Source organism: Bacillus cereus group sp. MYBK220-1, from assembly GCF_051916445.1.
Taxonomy (GTDB): Bacteria; Bacillota; Bacilli; order Bacillales; family Bacillaceae_G; genus Bacillus_A; species Bacillus_A cereus.
The window spans coordinates 1,186,166-1,201,315 of the sequence record NZ_JBQAGQ010000002.1 but is presented as its reverse complement, the minus strand read 5'-3'; the positions used below and the strand labels follow the sequence as shown (position 1 = coordinate 1,201,315).

Below are 15,150 nucleotides of genomic sequence, written 5' to 3'. Positions count from 1 at the left end.
TTTTTACATGTAGGAATCTACCTCTCTTAAATCACAGTTTTTAAACCGCCATTCTCAGCATATGAAACATACGTTTAAATTTCAATAGAAAAATTATTTTGAAAACGTTTTTATAAGAAAAATATTATAAAGTGAAACTTTAATCAGTGGGGGGCTTCATCCTCACCAATTATTAGCCCTTACAAATCGGGCTTTTACGGGTTATCCGCCCCCAACCAAACTTCTTTTTTTCGCTGAATTTTGAGGTGAGGGTCTCACTGCCCGTTAAAGCGGGATAAACATAGAAAAAGACAGAGTGCTCTCTGCCTTAAAAGCTTATGTTGCCTTTATAACATATTTAGAAAGCATCCACAAGTTAAACCCGACTGAAATCGTATAGCCCGCGTATGTTGAAATGATAAAACTTACATAATCGAAATACGGAAGCAATACAATATTTAAAACTATCTTCACAATAATTCCAATCACTAGTCCTAGCACCGTCTTCTGCTGTTGATTGATTCCTTGTAGCATAGCAGCCGTTACTGTAAAAAGAGAAAATAGTATGCAAGCAGGAGCATAATACTGTAAAATGATTCTCCCCATCTCTGGATCATTTCCAGCACCGAATAAAAGAGTATATACAGGTTTGGCTAACACCATCATTCCAATTGCCGCCGGTACCGTAATTGCTACTACTAATACATTTGTTCTCGTAAAATGTTTGTACAATAGCTTCGTATTTCCTGCTGTGTAAGCTTTCGTCATCTCTGGTACGAGAGACATACTAAAAGCTGTCGCAACGGATACCGGGATAAGCACAACCATTTGAACAAGACCAATTATCGCATTAATTTTTTCCGCTTCTCCTTGCATATACCCTATTTGTATAAGTAGTTTATTAATTGTAAATGTATCAATCGTCTGATACAACGGAATTGCTAAGCCCACCACAACAAAAGGAATAGAATATGTAAAGAGCTCCTTATACAATGAGAAAAAAGATTTCGTTGTTTGTGGTATACTTTCCATCTCTTTTTTCTTTAAGTGCCTTCTCCTTCTTATATAATACGCACTTAAAACAGTTAATCCACCTACAGCTCCCATAAATGCACCGAACGTTGAAATACCAACCGCTAGCGAAACAGAAGCTTTTAAAACATATAAAACGACAAAGCTTCCTATTAAAATGGTTAAAACCCGAAAAAATTGCTCTACAACTACACTTAATGCAGAAGGCCCCATCGATTGGAATCCTTGAAAGAAGCCCCTTAATAAACTCATTACTGGCACAAGTATTAACGCAAAACTTACAATTCGAATATTAGTAGTAACCGCTCCTACACTATTCCCCGTTTGATCATTCCCATCGATGACAAGTTTAGCTAAATGCGGAGCTAGCATATATAACGTAAAACACGAAATGACTCCCATTATAAACATAAACACGATTCCACTTTTCAACACTCTCTTAACCGTATGATAATCATTCAGTTGATCATATTTTGATACCATCTTTGAAACAGCTAGCGGTAATCCCATTGTTGCTATACTGAGCATGATGGTATAAGGACGATATGCATATGTGTATAGAACGTAACCACTCGTACCGACCATCGCTGTAAATGGTATAACATATATAAACCCTAACATTTTTGATATCATCGTTGCCATCGTTAAAAATATCGTTCCACGTATAAACGGTGACCCTTTCATCACATTCCTCCGCTACGCTTTATTATTACACATTATGGACAACTCCTTTTCTTTAGAACCGAAACAAACAAAAAAAGCCAATGAAAAATCATTGACTTTAACGCGCTGCTTTTTTCTTTTTGAAATACTTTAAACCAAAGTATAGAGCAATAAAAAGAACAGCTCCTATAATTATGTAATGTGTGTAATCAGATGCATACTCTTTAATTTGTCGCCAATTCCCACCAAGTTTTTCACCTAAGTATATAAATAGAATTGACCATGGAATGATCGCTACAACCGTATAAAGTGTAAATAGTTTTAATGGCATCTTAGCTAGCCCTGCTGGAATAGAGATCGCATGACGTACTACTGGGATAAAGCGCGCAGAAAATATTACGCCTGCTCCATAACGCTTAAACCAACCTTCCGCTATGTCTAAATGATGTTTATTAATAAGTAGATATTTCCCATATTTCTCTACAACCGGACGCCCTCCGTAGTATCCAAGCCAGTATAAAAAGATTTGCGCTAAAGTACCACCAATCGTTCCGGCGATAACTGCACCCACAAAACTAATTTTACCATTCGCTACTAAAAAGCCAGCATACGAAAGTACAATTTCACTCGGGATTACTTCAATCATTAAAGCAAGAGCTACTCCAAAGTAACCTAAGCTTGCAAAAAATTGCAATAACTGATCTATTATGTTTGCTAACATGTTCTTTTTTATCTCCTTTTTTCTTCACATACCATCCCATTATTACATAAAGGCTGCAATCTGCCAATATCTTCATTTTAACAATATGTACAATTCAAGCAGGATTAATCTATTAATTTCTCTTTCTGCGGGTCTTTCATGTAGGCAAACATCTCTTTAATTTGGTTTTCTGTATTTCTAGCAATTGATAAATTAGGCAATTCATTTTCACCAAAAAACTCCACCTCTTCTGTTTCAATGCTAGTTTTCTTTTCTCCACCAATAATCTCGCATCCAATGAAAATCTTATATACATGCGTCGCCGATGGAGATGGTTGATGTTTTTCTTTATCAAATATAGCTAGTAACTTAAAATGATCTACCTCATAACCTGTCTCTTCGAAAACTTCTTTTGCTACAACTTCGGTTGGCGTATAACCGACATCAGCCCATCCACCTGGCAATGCCCATTTCCCATCGCTTTTTTCTTTCACAAATAATAACTTTTCATTTTGAAAAACAACCGCTCTTATATCAACTTTAGGTGTTTGATAGCCTGTCTCACTTGCAAATAATTTCTCTACGACTTCCCAATCTGTTTTCGTATAATGTGACATCATTGAAATAGAAATATCTCGTAATTGCTGGAAACGCTCAATATCATACACATCCTTAGAATACGTTAAACCCGCTTGAGCTATAGATTGTATTTGTTTTACCCAATCAATCCATTTAATCGTCATATATCCGCATCCCCATTCTCTATCAAATATATTACTTCATTTTTATTGATACATCTTTATTATACAAAAAAAAGAGATTGATAACGTTTCAATCTCTTTCAAAATTAATCCAATTCATGTAAGTGGTCTTGTATATACTTTCTTCTTTTATTTATATATTCATAAATCATATCAGCCTCTTGATCAAATGTTTCTAATTTTTCTTTCATGTATGGATCTTGTAGTAAATATGGGCGAATCAATTCACACAACCCTTCTACTTTCGGCCTCATAAACGAAACTGTGAATTGATTTTCTAATATTTCTTCCAAAATACTTCGATACTGCTTTCTAAATACAGGTATGTCTAGCAATCTTGCACTTAACGTATTATACCCTTGAATGCGAATATATTCATGATTAAGTGGTCTCCCTTGTACATCTCGCCCCCAAGTCGCATCATAATCCCACGGTATAACTTCAAATAAATTTGTTTCATCGTTATGATATAGTGCATAGTTATGAACGAAACCATCAAAGTTTTGCGTAAAAATAACTCCTGCTAACCATCGTAAATATTTATCTACATGTAGAAACTTCCCAATTTCTTTTTCATAGGCTTCCCTCGTCAAAGTATTCGCTTGAAATACAAATTCACTCAGTTGTTCTTCACTATTTTTATTCGAATATTTAAATTCATAACCCGCAAAGAGCTCTGTCTTAACATCTTTATCTCGTTCACTCATTAATGAAAAATTCGCATCATCATCTATTGCATAATAAATAGAACCACTCGGTAATCCTCTATTTTTTAAAAAATTTTCATCAACCGATTCTAACTGTAAGTACACACCTTGAATTTGACCATTAATTTTTATAAATACATGTTGTGATTTTGGCGAAAGTACACCAATATCATGAAAAAAATCTAAAGATAATTTATTTCGTATGAGAGACGGATCCATAAACTCCGAATTCAAATGAAACTCTTTCGCACCTTGAAATTTTTTAGGCTTATAAAACATAACATGATAAGACTTTTTCTCAAATTCGCGAATATGAGCTCCTCGGTATACGATATCAATATCATACTTCTTTTTTCCATAAGTTAATTTTGCTGGCACTGGACTATCTGACCAAATGTCCTTTTTCAATTCCACTAAGTACATTGGATGAACAAAAAAATCATATGAAGGCAGCATGTTTTCTCATCCCTTCTCAGTTCTCTTCCTTCAATGTATGCGCCTTTTCTTGTCCATACATCCGCAATCATCTATTTATATAAAATTACACTCTTGTCCTGTTCAGAAAGATGCCTACATACATATCATGTTAAGGAAAAAGAATACCTTTTCACTTTAATACATGATAAGGAGGATTTCTATGAAACGTGATATTAGAAAAGCTGTCGAAGAAATCAAAAGTGCTGGGATGGAGGATTTCTTACACCAAGATCCAAGTACTTTTGAATGCGATGATGATAAATTCACTCATCATCATCATTGTACAACTGGATGTAAATGTACAACTGGGGGTAAATGTCCAAGAACAAGATGTACTCGCGTGAAACATTGTACGTTCGTTACAAAATGTACGCACGTAAAAAAATGGACATTTGTTACGAAATGTACACGTGTACGTGTTCAAAAATGGACGTTCGTTACGAAAGTAACGCGTAGAAAAGAATGCGTATTAGTTACAAAACGTACTCGCAGAAAACATTGTACATTCATTACAAAATGCATACGCTTTGAAAAGAAATTTTTCTGGACAAAACGAAGTTTCTGTAAAAAATGCGAATTCTTCCCTAACAGACACGGTCACTCTTGCGATGATTCATGTGATCATGGTAAAGACTGTCACGATAGTGGACACAAATGGAATGATTGCAAAGGCGGACATAAATTCCCATCTTGCAAAAATAAGAAATTCGATCACTTCTGGTATAAAAAACGTAACTGCTAGTTTTTATACCACCCAAAAAAGGCCGTTTTGCGGCCTTTTTTACATTTATTGAAAGTGACTTATATCTGCAAATTGTTTCACTTTACCAATACCCTCTTCAAATTCTATTATGCTCAAACTGGCACTATGCATAAATGGATCATCCCACACATTTTCTATTTCCATTCCCGCGAAATACCCTATAAGTAATTTTGCTGCTGCCGCATGAGAAACAATCAATATGTTTTGTCCTTTATGCTTCTCTAAAAGAAGCTGCATCCCTTCAATTACTCTTTCATAAACGGCCTCAAAATTTTCGCCTGATGTTGACTGAAAAAGATGTGGCTCATTCCAAAACAGATGTACTTCTTCTGGAAATTGCTTTTCTATATCCGCGATTGTTTGTCCTTCCCATATACCCATGTTAATTTCATAGAAATGCTCATCCGCTATAATGGGTATATCACGTTCCCCTTTTATTAACTCTGCCGTATGAAGTGTTCTTTCGCTCGGACTACTATAGATCGCATGGATTGGTAAATCTTTCATTCGATTCCCTAATTGTTTCGCCTGAACTATACCATTTTCAGTTAAAGCAGAATTTTTCCGTCCCTGCATTCGCTTCGCTACATTCCACTCTGTTTCACCATGCCTTGTTACATATATAGTTGTTTTCATTTCTTACTCCCCCTCACCATGTTGGTCGTAATTCCCACGGTTCAACTCTCCCTACAATCCACTCCGCTCGTTTACTTTCAATCCCTTTTATAACTCCATCAGCTATCTCTTCATGAGTAAGCCATCTTCCATATGTATCTTCTAAAATAAAACCTAAAATAATTCTATGATAAATACATCGCGTACTCCCTATTTTTTGTGCAGGCATACGTGATGCTTTACTACCTAAAATATGAAATAAACTATATGTTTTAGACGACAAATCTAGTTCTTTACAAATATTTGATAGTGCATGCTTTGCACTTGTGTGTACCCATGCAACAACTAATGTGATTGGGCCATTTTTCTTAATTGTACTTTTAATAGCTAGCTTTACATCTTCATCATTATGATAATCTAACGAAAGGCATGTAATATTTTCTGGTGCAGAACTCATTCGCTTAACATTTTCTAATTTCACTTCATCTCGCCCGATAATAGAAACATAAAATCCTTTCTCACAAAACCACATAGAAACTTTCTTTAGCATTCCTGTTCCACCAATTACAAGTGCATGCAAATGCTATCCCTCCCTAATAAAATGTCATATGAGGTTTCTCATCTCTATAATAATTTAAACGGTCTTGCAGTGTCCCTGAGTGAAACTCAAATTTATGACCGTCAGGATCAACAAAGTATATAGATTCGTAATCTCTTACATCACGTTCTCTTCCTTGTAAAATATGAACATCATTTTCTTCTAATCGCTGTATTAGACATTTAAAGTCTTCTTGTTCAACAGAAAATGCAATGTGCGTATAAGATTGATGAATCTCATTTCTCGAAATATGCGTCTCTTCATTAAGCGCTATCCATACTCCACATATGTTAAAATAAGCCAATTTTCTTCCTTTAACTAATAATTCTCCTTCTAATACTTTTTCATAAAACATAATAGAGTTTTCTAAATTAGATACCGAAAAACAAATATGATTGATTCCCCTTAACAACTATAATTCCTCCTTATACAAATAAAAGATGAGCGAAAATTCACTCATCTTTTATTATACTATTTTTTTGTAATATATGCCCATTTATAACTGAAGTCCCCGCCAAACGTATGGTTAGCAATGCCTTTTACAAACGGCTTCTCTAAATAAGCTGTACTTTGTTGGTACGTAGGAGAAATTGCTGCGTCTTGACCAATTAAGATTTTTTCAGCTTCCGCAAGTGCATTCCAGCGTGCTTTATCATCTTTTAATAGCTCTCCTTTTGATTTCGCTACTAAATCATCATACTTCGGATTAGAATAATCCATTTCATTAAATGAGCTTCCAGTAACAAACATATCAATATAAGTCATTGGATCCGGATAATCAGGGCTCCATGCAGATAATGAGAATTCGTATTGGAATTTCTTTTCTAAATCTAGCTTCTGCTTGTATGGTTGCTGTTTCAAATTTACTTTAATACCAGGCAAGTTTTTCTCTAGTTCTTCCTTAATAAAGTCGCCTACTTTTTTCCGGCTACCGTTATCATCGTTTAGTAATTCAACCGTAATTGTATCTTGACCAAGCTCTTTCTTCGCTTCTTCCCATAATTTTTTTGCTTTCTCTGCATTATCTTTACTATCACGGAAGTTTTTATTTACAGAGCGGAAATCTTTTCCATCCGGACCTGTCGTGAATTTTTCAGGTACTAAGAAATATGCTGGCAATGAACCGTCATTTAAAATGACATCAGCAATTCCTTTTTTATCGTATGCTAAATCAATCGCTTCACGTACTTTTTGGTTTTTAAATGTTGCATTTTTTTGGTTAAAACGTAAGAAATATATGCGTGGATCTAACTTCGTTTTAAATTCATCTGGCTTATTCTTTTTATATTTATCAACAAATTCAGAAGTTAAAATAACTCGATCTGCTTGATCACTATCATATAAATTTACTCCCGTGCTTGTTTCCTTCACAATACTTACATTAATTTCGTCTAATTTTACAGTATCTTTATCCCAATAATTAGGATTTTTCTTCAACTGATAATTTTGTTCATGTTTCCATTGACTCATTGTAAATGGTCCATTATATACTAATTTATCTGCTTCTAATCCGTATTTATCTCCTTGCTCTTTCACATATTTTTCATTTAATGGGAAAAATGTAGGGAACGACGTAAGCTCAAGAAAATAAGGTGCTGGTTGCTCTAATTCTACTACCAACGTTTTATCATCCTTCGCTTTAACACCCAATTGATCTGCTGGTAATTCACCTTTATTTACTTTCTGTGCATTTTTCACATCAAATAAAATGAATGCATATTCTGCCGCTAATGCTTTATCTAATGTACGTTGCCATGCATATACAAAATCTTGTGCTCGAACTGGATCACCATTTGACCATTTCGCATCACGTAATTCAAATGTATATGTCTTTTTATCTTCACTAATCTTCACATCTTTTGCCATACCTGGTGTTGGTTTATTATCTTTATCTAGACGATATAAACCTTCCATTGCATTTACAAATACACGGAAAGATACAGAATCCGTTGATTTAGATGTATCCATTGAAGGAATTTCAGCTGTTTCTAGCAAATTTAAAACTTGTTTATCGGCCATTCCCTTATTCGATTCTTTCTTCGTTGTCGAAGCCTTCTCACCATTCCCACATCCTGCAACCAATACACTTGTCGTTAACGCAAGTGCAGCAATTGTTGTTGTCTTTCTCTTCATTCTTCCTTCCCCCAATCTATATGTATAAGTTAAATCCTATATAATATATTTCATTATACAAAAGATTCTGATTATTTTAAATATTTATTTTAACAAACATAGAAAAAAGCGATCGGAAATTTCTTTCCAGCCGCTTTCTTGAATAGCATTTACTTGTAATCCATCCTCTATATCAAATGGATTTTGAACTTTAAATATTTCTTCCATCAGCTTCAAAAACTCTTCTTCAGTTTTAGATTCACCATTAACCATAAGTGAGTATGGTTCCACTTCACCTAATTTATAATCGACAACAAATTGAATCTTCACCTTTTGTCTTGGCGTTCCGGTGTTATATCCTTGGAATTCTACTAATTCTAACCCTTCCGTTCCACGATAATATATCCAACCTGAATTTTGAAAATAATTTTCGAAAGATTCACCTATTGAAAAGAAAGGATAGTCATAAAGCGAGCTTGTACGAACCTTTTGAATAACGTCTCGATCAGTCGGAAAAAAGAAATGACTAAAAAATATGCTAGCAACTGCTAAAATAGTAACAATTGTCGCTCCCATTTTGCTCGTTCCGCCGCTATCATTGATTAGATAGTTTTCAACTGATTTATCTTTTATTTCTCTTGCTTTTATTCGGTATATACGTCTTTCCGCAAATTGATAGTATAATCCATTTGCAAAAATCCCCATTCCAAACAGAATAAAAATGAGTAATAAAAACGTAAGAGGCACCATATTAATGATTGGCAACGCTACATTAAATCCCATATAATACGAAAATGCATCACACGCTACTAATAACAACATAAATAAAGCAGCTGGTACATAATACTTACGATATCCTAGCCAGCCTATATTGAAAATAGCAGCCCAACCATTCCAGCTCCACCTAGCAATCCGCTTATTCTCAAGATCCCATTTCCTTTTGTAATACGGATATTGTCTCCCTACATATACTTCCAGTTCTTTATCTATTAACGAGCTACCTTCCTCTTGTTCATTATCCAAGTTTCGCTGACAACTTGCACAATTTAACTGTTCCTCCTCGCAAGGTTGCCCACAATTTATACATTTCAAAACAATCCCTCTTCCCATCCATACGTCATTTCAAAATACCTTCGTGTTTTAATAACCACTCTTTCCTCCATAAACCACCAGCATATCCAACAAGCTTTCCACTCTTTCCTATTACACGGTGACATGGAACAATTATTGAAATTGGATTCCGACTATTTGCCCCTCCTATTGCCCGTACAGCTTTTATATTTCCAACTTTCTCTGCAATATCTAAATATGAAGCACTTACGCCGTATGGAATAGTATAAAGTGCATCCCATACATTTTTTTGAAATGCTGTTCCCTCCGCAGACAGCGGGACCGTAAACTCTTTTCTTTTCCCTTTAAAATATTCATCTAACTCATTTATACATTGTTCTATCATTTCATTTTTATTTTCTTCTTGTCGTTCATCAACAAATATAACAGACGTAATTCCTTCTTGATTCGCTGTAATTTCAAGCAAACCTAATTCGCTTTCATAATAAGCCTGGTACATATGCCATCCTCCAATTCAGTTCATATTAGTCATTGTAACACGAATATACAAAATTTTTCGTATAAGCGTTTTATTAGAGAAACAAAAAAGAGAATGGTAAAATATAAGAAAATTCAATCAAGGAGGCTATTTGATGAATTCCAAGCTTTTTTCACCTTATACAATTAAGAACGTTACACTAAAAAATCGTATCGTTATGTCGCCTATGTGTATGTATTCCTCGGGGAATGAGGATGGCAGCGTTACGAATTTTCATCTCATTCATTATGGAACTCGCGCTGCTGGCCAAGTAGGTTTAGTTATGGTTGAAGCAACTGCGGTGTTAGCTGAAGGACGAATTTCTAACAAAGACTTAGGTATTTGGGATGACAACCTAATTGAAGGCTTACATAAAACGACTACTTTTATACATGATAACGGCGCAAAAGCTGCCATTCAACTCGCTCACGCCGGAAGAAAAGCAGAATTAGAAACAGATGCGTTAGCTCCTTCAGCCATTCCATTTAATGAAACAATGAAAATGCCAATAGAAATGAGCAAACACCAAATTAAAAATACTGTATTAGCTTTTCAGCAAGCTGCAGTACGATCAAAACAAGCTGGATTTGATGTTATTGAAATACATGGCGCTCACGGTTACCTTATCAATGAATTCCTATCACCACTTACTAATAAACGGACGGATGAATACGGCGGCTCACCTGAAAACTGCTATCGTTTCTTACGCGAAATCATTGACTCGATAAATGAAGTTTGGAACGGACCGTTATTTGTCCGTATTTCAGCAAATGATTATCATCCTGAAGGGTTAACAGTTCAAGATTATGTTCAGTATACAAAATGGATGAAAGAACAAGGAGTAGATTTAATCGATTGTAGCTCTGGAGCTGTTGTCCCTGCACACATCGATGTTTATCCTGGGTATCAAGTACAATATGCTAAACATATTAAAGAGCATGCTAACATTGCAACTGGTGCAGTTGGATTAATTACGACCGGAGTACAAGCAGAGCAAATTTTAAACAATAACGAAGCTGATTTAATTTTCATCGGACGTGAGTTACTTCGCAATCCGTACTTCCCGAGAATAGCGGCCAATGAACTTGGCTTTGAATTGCAAGAACCATATCAATACAAGCGAGCGCCAGGGAAAATTCATACGAATAAATAAAACCGAGAAGTCATTCTTCTCGGTTTTATTTATTCTATCGTTGTAATTTCATTTGAATTATAAGTATGGATACCCGATTCTTCTCGCAGCGCGGTTATATACATCCCTTTCGCCACATCTTTAGCTGAAATTGGTTTATACTTTTTGAAAGCCCCTTTAAAGATAAAAGGAATAATACGAGATAACTTTTCAGCCATTTGTTCGCCGAAACGAAATTCTTGTCGATTTCCTACTAATAATGATGGTCTAAAAATGTGAATACCACCGATCACTAACTTTTGCAATTCTTCTTCCATTTTCCCTTTCACTTGTGAATAAAAGAAAAATGATTTAGGATTCGCTCCCATAGAAGACACGACAAGGAAATTTTGTACCCCTTGTTTTTCAGCTAAACAAGCAGCTCGTAACGTATATTCATAATCTACTTTTTTAAAATTTGCTTTTGTTTTTGCTTTTTTTATTGTTGTTCCTAAGCAACTAAAAACATCATCCACAGCAAAGAACTCTTTATATTCCTCTAATACCGAAAAATCAACTTGTTTCTGCTGTAACTTCTCATGTTGCAATTGCATTGGCTCTCTTACAAAAATAGTAACCGAATCGTAGTAATCTGATTCAAGTAATAGACGCGTTATCTCTTGTCCAACTAAACCACTTGCACCAAGTATTAACGCCGTTCGCTTATTCATATATGCATATACCTCTTATTTTACTTTTCTCTCCTTCAGTAAAATACAACCTTTAGGAGTTTCCTGCTCTTATTTTACCACAAGTAAAACACTATGCGTACGCATAGTGCTTTACTCACTCTTTTTTCTCATCTCTCTCTTGTAATTTCGTTATTGTTGTAGCGTCCCCTAAATTACTTATTAATCTTCTTAAAAAAATTAATACGAAAGATAATGGCAATACTACCGCTAATATTAATAAAATAGCTTCCATTAAGTAACCCAAGCGCTCATCCCCCTCTTTACCTCCTTTTCAATATATGAAAACAGCGTTGTCACATATGCATGCATTTGCAAAAATAATACACCTATATTTGACAACTTTATAACAAAAACAAATCGGAATGATTATTATTTATTGCAACTTTATTAAAGATGTATTATACTAAGTTCGCAAACTAAAACGTAATTATTCCGTTTTGTATTAAAATGATATTTTTCTTCTATAATTGGGGAAAATATATCCGTAAAAAAGAAAAGAGGAGAACTTCATGCCTAAAAGATTGACTATATTTTCATTCTTACTTATTTTTACCTTAATTTTCGCTGGCTGCTCAAATAAAAAAGAAAGTAATGCCAAGAAAGATGGAAAGCTAACAGTTTATACAACGATTTTCCCACTCGCTGATTTCGCAAAGAAAATTGGTGGCGACTATGTAAATGTTGAAGCAATTTACCCACCTGGTGCAGATTCACATACATTTGAACCAAGTCAAAAACAAACAGTACAAGTTGCAAAAGCCGATTTATTTGTTTATAACGGCGCTGAATTAGAACCATTTGCTGAAAAAATGGAAAAAACATTACAAAAAGAAAATGTTAAAATTGTAAATGCATCTAAAGGTATTGAGCTTCGTGCTTCTACTGAAGAAGAGCATCATGATCATGGAGATGGCCATAAAGAAGATGAACATCATCACGATAAAGACCCACATGTTTGGTTAGATCCTACTCTAGCAATGAAACAAGCAGAAAAAATTAAAAATGCACTTGTAGAATTACAACCTGAACATAAAAAAGAATTCGAAAAAAACTTTGCAGCACTTCAAACTAAATTTACTGATTTAGACGATGGATTTAAGGCAGCTGTAACGAACGCAAAAACGAAAGAAATTTTAGTTTCTCATGCTGCCTATGGTTACTGGGAACAACGATACGGCCTAAAACAAATTCCTATCGCTGGAATTTCAGCTTCTGATGAACCATCTCAAAAGCAGCTTGCTGACATTACAAAAACAGTAAAAGAACATAATCTAAAATATATTTTATTCGAAACGTTCTCTACTCCAAAAGTAGCATCCGTAATTCAAAAAGAAACTGGTACAAAAGTTTTACGCTTAAATCACTTAGCTACTATTTCTGAAGATGATGCAAAAAATAATAAAGATTACTTCACTTTAATGGAAGAAAACGTAAATACATTGAAAGAAGCAACAAACTAATCCATTATATTTTCTAGGCAGCTGAATCTGTTATTCAGCTGCCTTTTTATGTATTTATCCTTGACTTGACCAAAATAACAAGTAAAATTATCCATATTAGCTTGAAAGCTATATTAATTTAGAAGGTGAGTTGGAATTATGAATCTTCACATTTGTGAAGTAACAGCAAAAAATTGGCGTTCAGTAGTTGCTTTAGACGTCGCAAAAGATCAGCAACAATTTATTGAAAGTAACGCGTTTTCTTTAGCAGAATCATTATATGAAGGAAACGGAACGTCAGTAGGTTTATATGATGGCGAAACACTTGTAGGATACGCAATGTATGGATGGTATTCAGTAAAACATAAAAGTGTATGGCTCGATCGCTTTATGATTGACCAACAATATCAAGGAAAAGGATACGCAAAACGTTTCCTTCGCTTACTCATTCAATTCTTACAAGAAAAATTTGAATGTAAAATAATTTACTTAAGTTTACATCCAGACAACAAACTTGCAATGGGACTGTATGAATCATTTGGTTTCCGCTTAAATGGGGATATTGATGATGAAGGTCCAGTTGTAGGTGTTGTAATGGAGTTACTAATAGACGAAAATACAAGCCTGTGAAAACAGGCTTTTTATTATACAGTTATCAATTTTTAGTTTCTTTCCCTTATTTAATTCTGTTTTGTAATCTAATAGAATGCTCATAAAAAATAAGCCTGCAATTTACGCAGACTTATTTCACACACTCCTCGAAATGTTCTTGGAACCACTCTTTATTAATATCTTTTCCGATAAAAACTACTTCACTTACTCGCTCTTCACCCTCTTGCCACTCTCTATCGTACGAAGCGGCAAATAACGTATGTACACCTTGGAAAACGATACGTTTATCTACTCCGTCTATCGATAAAATTCCTTTGTAACGATATAAATATTCCCCTAGCTCTTGAACGACAGCTGACATCCACTCATTAAGCTTTTGTAAATCCAGCGGACGTTCTTCACGTAATACAAATGATTTCACACCTTCTAAGTGGTTATGTTCTTTATGAGGGTAAATTTGCAACGTATCTTTCGTTTTAAACGTTTGAATTTGTAATAAAGATGGTATATCTACCTCACAGTTAGTCGCCTCGATTAACTTTGCAGTCGGGTTAATTCCTTGAAGTTCATGCAAAAGATTTTCTTTCTCACTCTCTTCAATTAAGTCTAATTTATTTACTAAAACGACATCAGCAAACGCAATTTGCTCTTTTGCTTCTAATCCTTTTTCAAAATGTTTATGTATATGATAACTATCTACCACCGTTACAACACCATTAATTTGGTATGCAGATTGAATGACTGGATCTAAAAAGAATGTTTGAATAATCGGCCCTGGATTTGCAAGGCCAGTCGTTTCAATTACTAAACCATCAAAATCCATTTTCCCTTCTGCTTTTACGTCCAGTAACTGTTTTAAAGCAACAAGTAAATCTTCACGTACAGTACAGCATAAACAGCCATTTGTCATTTCCATAATTTCTTCTTCTACATTCATAATCAACTGATTATCAATGCCAATTTGCCCTATTTCATTTACAATCACTGCTAATTTCTTACCGTGATTTTCTGATAAAATACGATTTAATAAAGTCGTTTTCCCTGATCCAAGAAAACCAGTTAATATTGTTACTGGAATCATTCCTTACATCTCCTTATAGCTATATGTTTCTACATTATAGCATATAGAGAAAATCATTTTTTTAGCAAAACATATTTATTGTATGTACACCCCCCAAACTATATAATAATACGTAGTAAGAAAGCCTTTTCAAAATAATAATTATTCATCAAGGGGGTAC

The 15,150-nt window shown here is 34.5% G+C and carries 17 protein-coding genes; 4 read left to right on the top strand and 13 right to left on the bottom strand.

Features of this window, described 5'->3' with window-relative positions:
* Nucleotides 1-315 precede the first annotated feature (315 nt).
* The 4 genes from ACTFRU_RS13115 to cotH form a co-directional block, all read right to left on the bottom strand.
* Entirely contained in the window at nucleotides 316-1,695 is a 1,380-nt protein-coding gene (locus ACTFRU_RS13115) for a putative polysaccharide biosynthesis protein (protein WP_000678845.1), read from the bottom strand.
* A gap of 97 nt (nucleotides 1,696-1,792) precedes the next feature.
* On the bottom strand, nucleotides 1,793-2,395 hold the full coding sequence (locus tag ACTFRU_RS13110; RefSeq protein ID WP_000880691.1) for a DedA family protein: 603 nt from the start codon (nucleotides 2,393-2,395) through the stop codon (nucleotides 1,793-1,795).
* Nucleotides 2,396-2,499: 104 nt separating this feature from the next.
* Nucleotides 2,500-3,117 carry an NUDIX hydrolase N-terminal domain-containing protein gene (locus ACTFRU_RS13105; protein WP_139849597.1) on the bottom strand — a complete coding sequence of 206 codons (618 nt, stop codon included), beginning with the start codon at nucleotides 3,115-3,117 and terminating at the stop codon, nucleotides 2,500-2,502.
* A gap of 104 nt (nucleotides 3,118-3,221) precedes the next feature.
* A complete protein-coding gene (gene cotH, locus ACTFRU_RS13100; protein ID WP_000938001.1) occupies nucleotides 3,222-4,298 on the bottom strand; it encodes a spore coat protein CotH in 1,077 nt (358 codons plus the stop codon).
* 181 nt (nucleotides 4,299-4,479) lie between these two features.
* Here cotH and exsB point away from each other — a divergent pair, with 181 nt between their 5' ends.
* The gene (gene exsB / locus ACTFRU_RS13095) at nucleotides 4,480-5,061 is read left to right on the top strand and encodes an exosporium protein ExsB (protein WP_139849598.1); all 582 of its coding nucleotides are present in this window, start codon (nucleotides 4,480-4,482) and stop codon (nucleotides 5,059-5,061) included.
* Between the two features lie 45 nt (nucleotides 5,062-5,106).
* Here the strand turns inward: exsB and ACTFRU_RS13090 are convergent, their stop codons facing one another.
* The 6 genes from ACTFRU_RS13090 to ACTFRU_RS13065 all read right to left on the bottom strand — a co-directional run bounded on the left by ACTFRU_RS13090 (nucleotide 5,107) and on the right by ACTFRU_RS13065 (nucleotide 9,977).
* Nucleotides 5,107-5,718 carry a phosphoserine phosphatase 1 gene (locus ACTFRU_RS13090; protein ID WP_000858826.1) on the bottom strand — a complete coding sequence of 204 codons (612 nt, stop codon included), beginning with the start codon at nucleotides 5,716-5,718 and terminating at the stop codon, nucleotides 5,107-5,109.
* Between the two features lie 13 nt (nucleotides 5,719-5,731).
* The gene (locus tag ACTFRU_RS13085) at nucleotides 5,732-6,277 is read right to left on the bottom strand and encodes a short-chain dehydrogenase (RefSeq protein ID WP_000543107.1); all 546 of its coding nucleotides are present in this window, start codon (nucleotides 6,275-6,277) and stop codon (nucleotides 5,732-5,734) included.
* Between the two features lie 13 nt (nucleotides 6,278-6,290).
* A complete protein-coding gene (fosB, locus tag ACTFRU_RS13080; RefSeq protein WP_000943775.1) occupies nucleotides 6,291-6,707 on the bottom strand; it encodes a FosBx1 family fosfomycin resistance bacillithiol transferase in 417 nt (138 codons plus the stop codon).
* 59 nt (nucleotides 6,708-6,766) lie between these two features.
* On the bottom strand, nucleotides 6,767-8,428 hold the full coding sequence (locus ACTFRU_RS13075) for a peptide ABC transporter substrate-binding protein (RefSeq protein ID WP_000824278.1): 1,662 nt from the start codon (nucleotides 8,426-8,428) through the stop codon (nucleotides 6,767-6,769).
* A gap of 84 nt (nucleotides 8,429-8,512) precedes the next feature.
* Entirely contained in the window at nucleotides 8,513-9,517 is a 1,005-nt protein-coding gene (locus tag ACTFRU_RS13070; protein ID WP_440037676.1) for a DUF2628 domain-containing protein, read from the bottom strand.
* A 7-nt stretch (nucleotides 9,518-9,524) separates the two neighbouring features.
* Nucleotides 9,525-9,977 carry a methylated-DNA--[protein]-cysteine S-methyltransferase gene (locus ACTFRU_RS13065; RefSeq protein ID WP_000283907.1) on the bottom strand — a complete coding sequence of 151 codons (453 nt, stop codon included), beginning with the start codon at nucleotides 9,975-9,977 and terminating at the stop codon, nucleotides 9,525-9,527.
* 133 nt (nucleotides 9,978-10,110) lie between these two features.
* Between ACTFRU_RS13065 and namA the strand changes: the two genes are divergently transcribed.
* Complete coding sequence (namA, locus tag ACTFRU_RS13060) at nucleotides 10,111-11,148, top strand: NADPH dehydrogenase NamA (RefSeq protein WP_076876562.1); 1,038 nt, start codon at nucleotides 10,111-10,113, stop codon at nucleotides 11,146-11,148.
* Between the two features lie 29 nt (nucleotides 11,149-11,177).
* Here namA and ACTFRU_RS13055 read toward each other — a convergent pair whose 3' ends face one another.
* Both ACTFRU_RS13055 and ACTFRU_RS13050 read right to left on the bottom strand, forming a co-directional pair.
* Nucleotides 11,178-11,837: an oxidoreductase gene (locus ACTFRU_RS13055; protein ID WP_001042735.1), complete on the bottom strand. Its 660-nt coding sequence runs from the start codon at nucleotides 11,835-11,837 to the stop codon at nucleotides 11,178-11,180.
* A 115-nt stretch (nucleotides 11,838-11,952) separates the two neighbouring features.
* Nucleotides 11,953-12,102 (bottom strand): hypothetical protein, encoded by a 150-nt coding sequence (locus tag ACTFRU_RS13050; protein WP_000540932.1) that lies wholly within the window; start codon nucleotides 12,100-12,102, stop codon nucleotides 11,953-11,955.
* A 265-nt stretch (nucleotides 12,103-12,367) separates the two neighbouring features.
* Between ACTFRU_RS13050 and ACTFRU_RS13045 the strand changes: the two genes are divergently transcribed.
* Together ACTFRU_RS13045 and ACTFRU_RS13040 are read left to right on the top strand one after the other, a co-directional pair.
* The gene (locus tag ACTFRU_RS13045; RefSeq protein WP_242292112.1) at nucleotides 12,368-13,318 is read left to right on the top strand and encodes a metal ABC transporter substrate-binding protein; all 951 of its coding nucleotides are present in this window, start codon (nucleotides 12,368-12,370) and stop codon (nucleotides 13,316-13,318) included.
* Between the two features lie 138 nt (nucleotides 13,319-13,456).
* Nucleotides 13,457-13,927 carry a GNAT family N-acetyltransferase gene (locus tag ACTFRU_RS13040; RefSeq protein WP_001048677.1) on the top strand — a complete coding sequence of 157 codons (471 nt, stop codon included), beginning with the start codon at nucleotides 13,457-13,459 and terminating at the stop codon, nucleotides 13,925-13,927.
* Nucleotides 13,928-14,039: 112 nt separating this feature from the next.
* On the opposite strand, the gene ACTFRU_RS13035 is transcribed toward ACTFRU_RS13040, so the two are convergent.
* Complete coding sequence (locus tag ACTFRU_RS13035) at nucleotides 14,040-14,990, bottom strand: CobW family GTP-binding protein (protein WP_226368371.1); 951 nt, start codon at nucleotides 14,988-14,990, stop codon at nucleotides 14,040-14,042.
* Nucleotides 14,991-15,150 lie beyond the last annotated feature (160 nt).

Bases quoted from the DNA above. Each gene is read 5' to 3' on its own strand.
- ACTFRU_RS13115 (WP_000678845.1), bottom strand. From the start codon at position 1,695: ATGAAAGGGTCACCGTTTATACGTGGAACGATATTTTTAACGATGGCA.
- ACTFRU_RS13110 (WP_000880691.1), bottom strand. From the start codon at position 2,395: ATGTTAGCAAACATAATAGATCAGTTATTGCAATTTTTTGCAAGCTTA.
- ACTFRU_RS13105 (WP_139849597.1), bottom strand. From the start codon at position 3,117: ATGACGATTAAATGGATTGATTGGGTAAAACAAATACAATCTATAGCT.
- cotH (WP_000938001.1), bottom strand. From the start codon at position 4,298: ATGCTGCCTTCATATGATTTTTTTGTTCATCCAATGTACTTAGTGGAA.
- exsB (WP_139849598.1), top strand. From the start codon at position 4,480: ATGAAACGTGATATTAGAAAAGCTGTCGAAGAAATCAAAAGTGCTGGG.
- ACTFRU_RS13090 (WP_000858826.1), bottom strand. From the start codon at position 5,718: ATGAAAACAACTATATATGTAACAAGGCATGGTGAAACAGAGTGGAAT.
- ACTFRU_RS13075 (WP_000824278.1), bottom strand. From the start codon at position 8,428: ATGAAGAGAAAGACAACAACAATTGCTGCACTTGCGTTAACGACAAGT.
- ACTFRU_RS13070 (WP_440037676.1), bottom strand. From the start codon at position 9,517: ATGGGAAGAGGGATTGTTTTGAAATGTATAAATTGTGGGCAACCTTGC.
- ACTFRU_RS13065 (WP_000283907.1), bottom strand. From the start codon at position 9,977: ATGTACCAGGCTTATTATGAAAGCGAATTAGGTTTGCTTGAAATTACA.
- namA (WP_076876562.1), top strand. From the start codon at position 10,111: ATGAATTCCAAGCTTTTTTCACCTTATACAATTAAGAACGTTACACTA.
- ACTFRU_RS13055 (WP_001042735.1), bottom strand. From the start codon at position 11,837: ATGAATAAGCGAACGGCGTTAATACTTGGTGCAAGTGGTTTAGTTGGA.
- ACTFRU_RS13045 (WP_242292112.1), top strand. From the start codon at position 12,368: ATGCCTAAAAGATTGACTATATTTTCATTCTTACTTATTTTTACCTTA.
- ACTFRU_RS13040 (WP_001048677.1), top strand. From the start codon at position 13,457: ATGAATCTTCACATTTGTGAAGTAACAGCAAAAAATTGGCGTTCAGTA.
- ACTFRU_RS13035 (WP_226368371.1), bottom strand. From the start codon at position 14,990: ATGATTCCAGTAACAATATTAACTGGTTTTCTTGGATCAGGGAAAACG.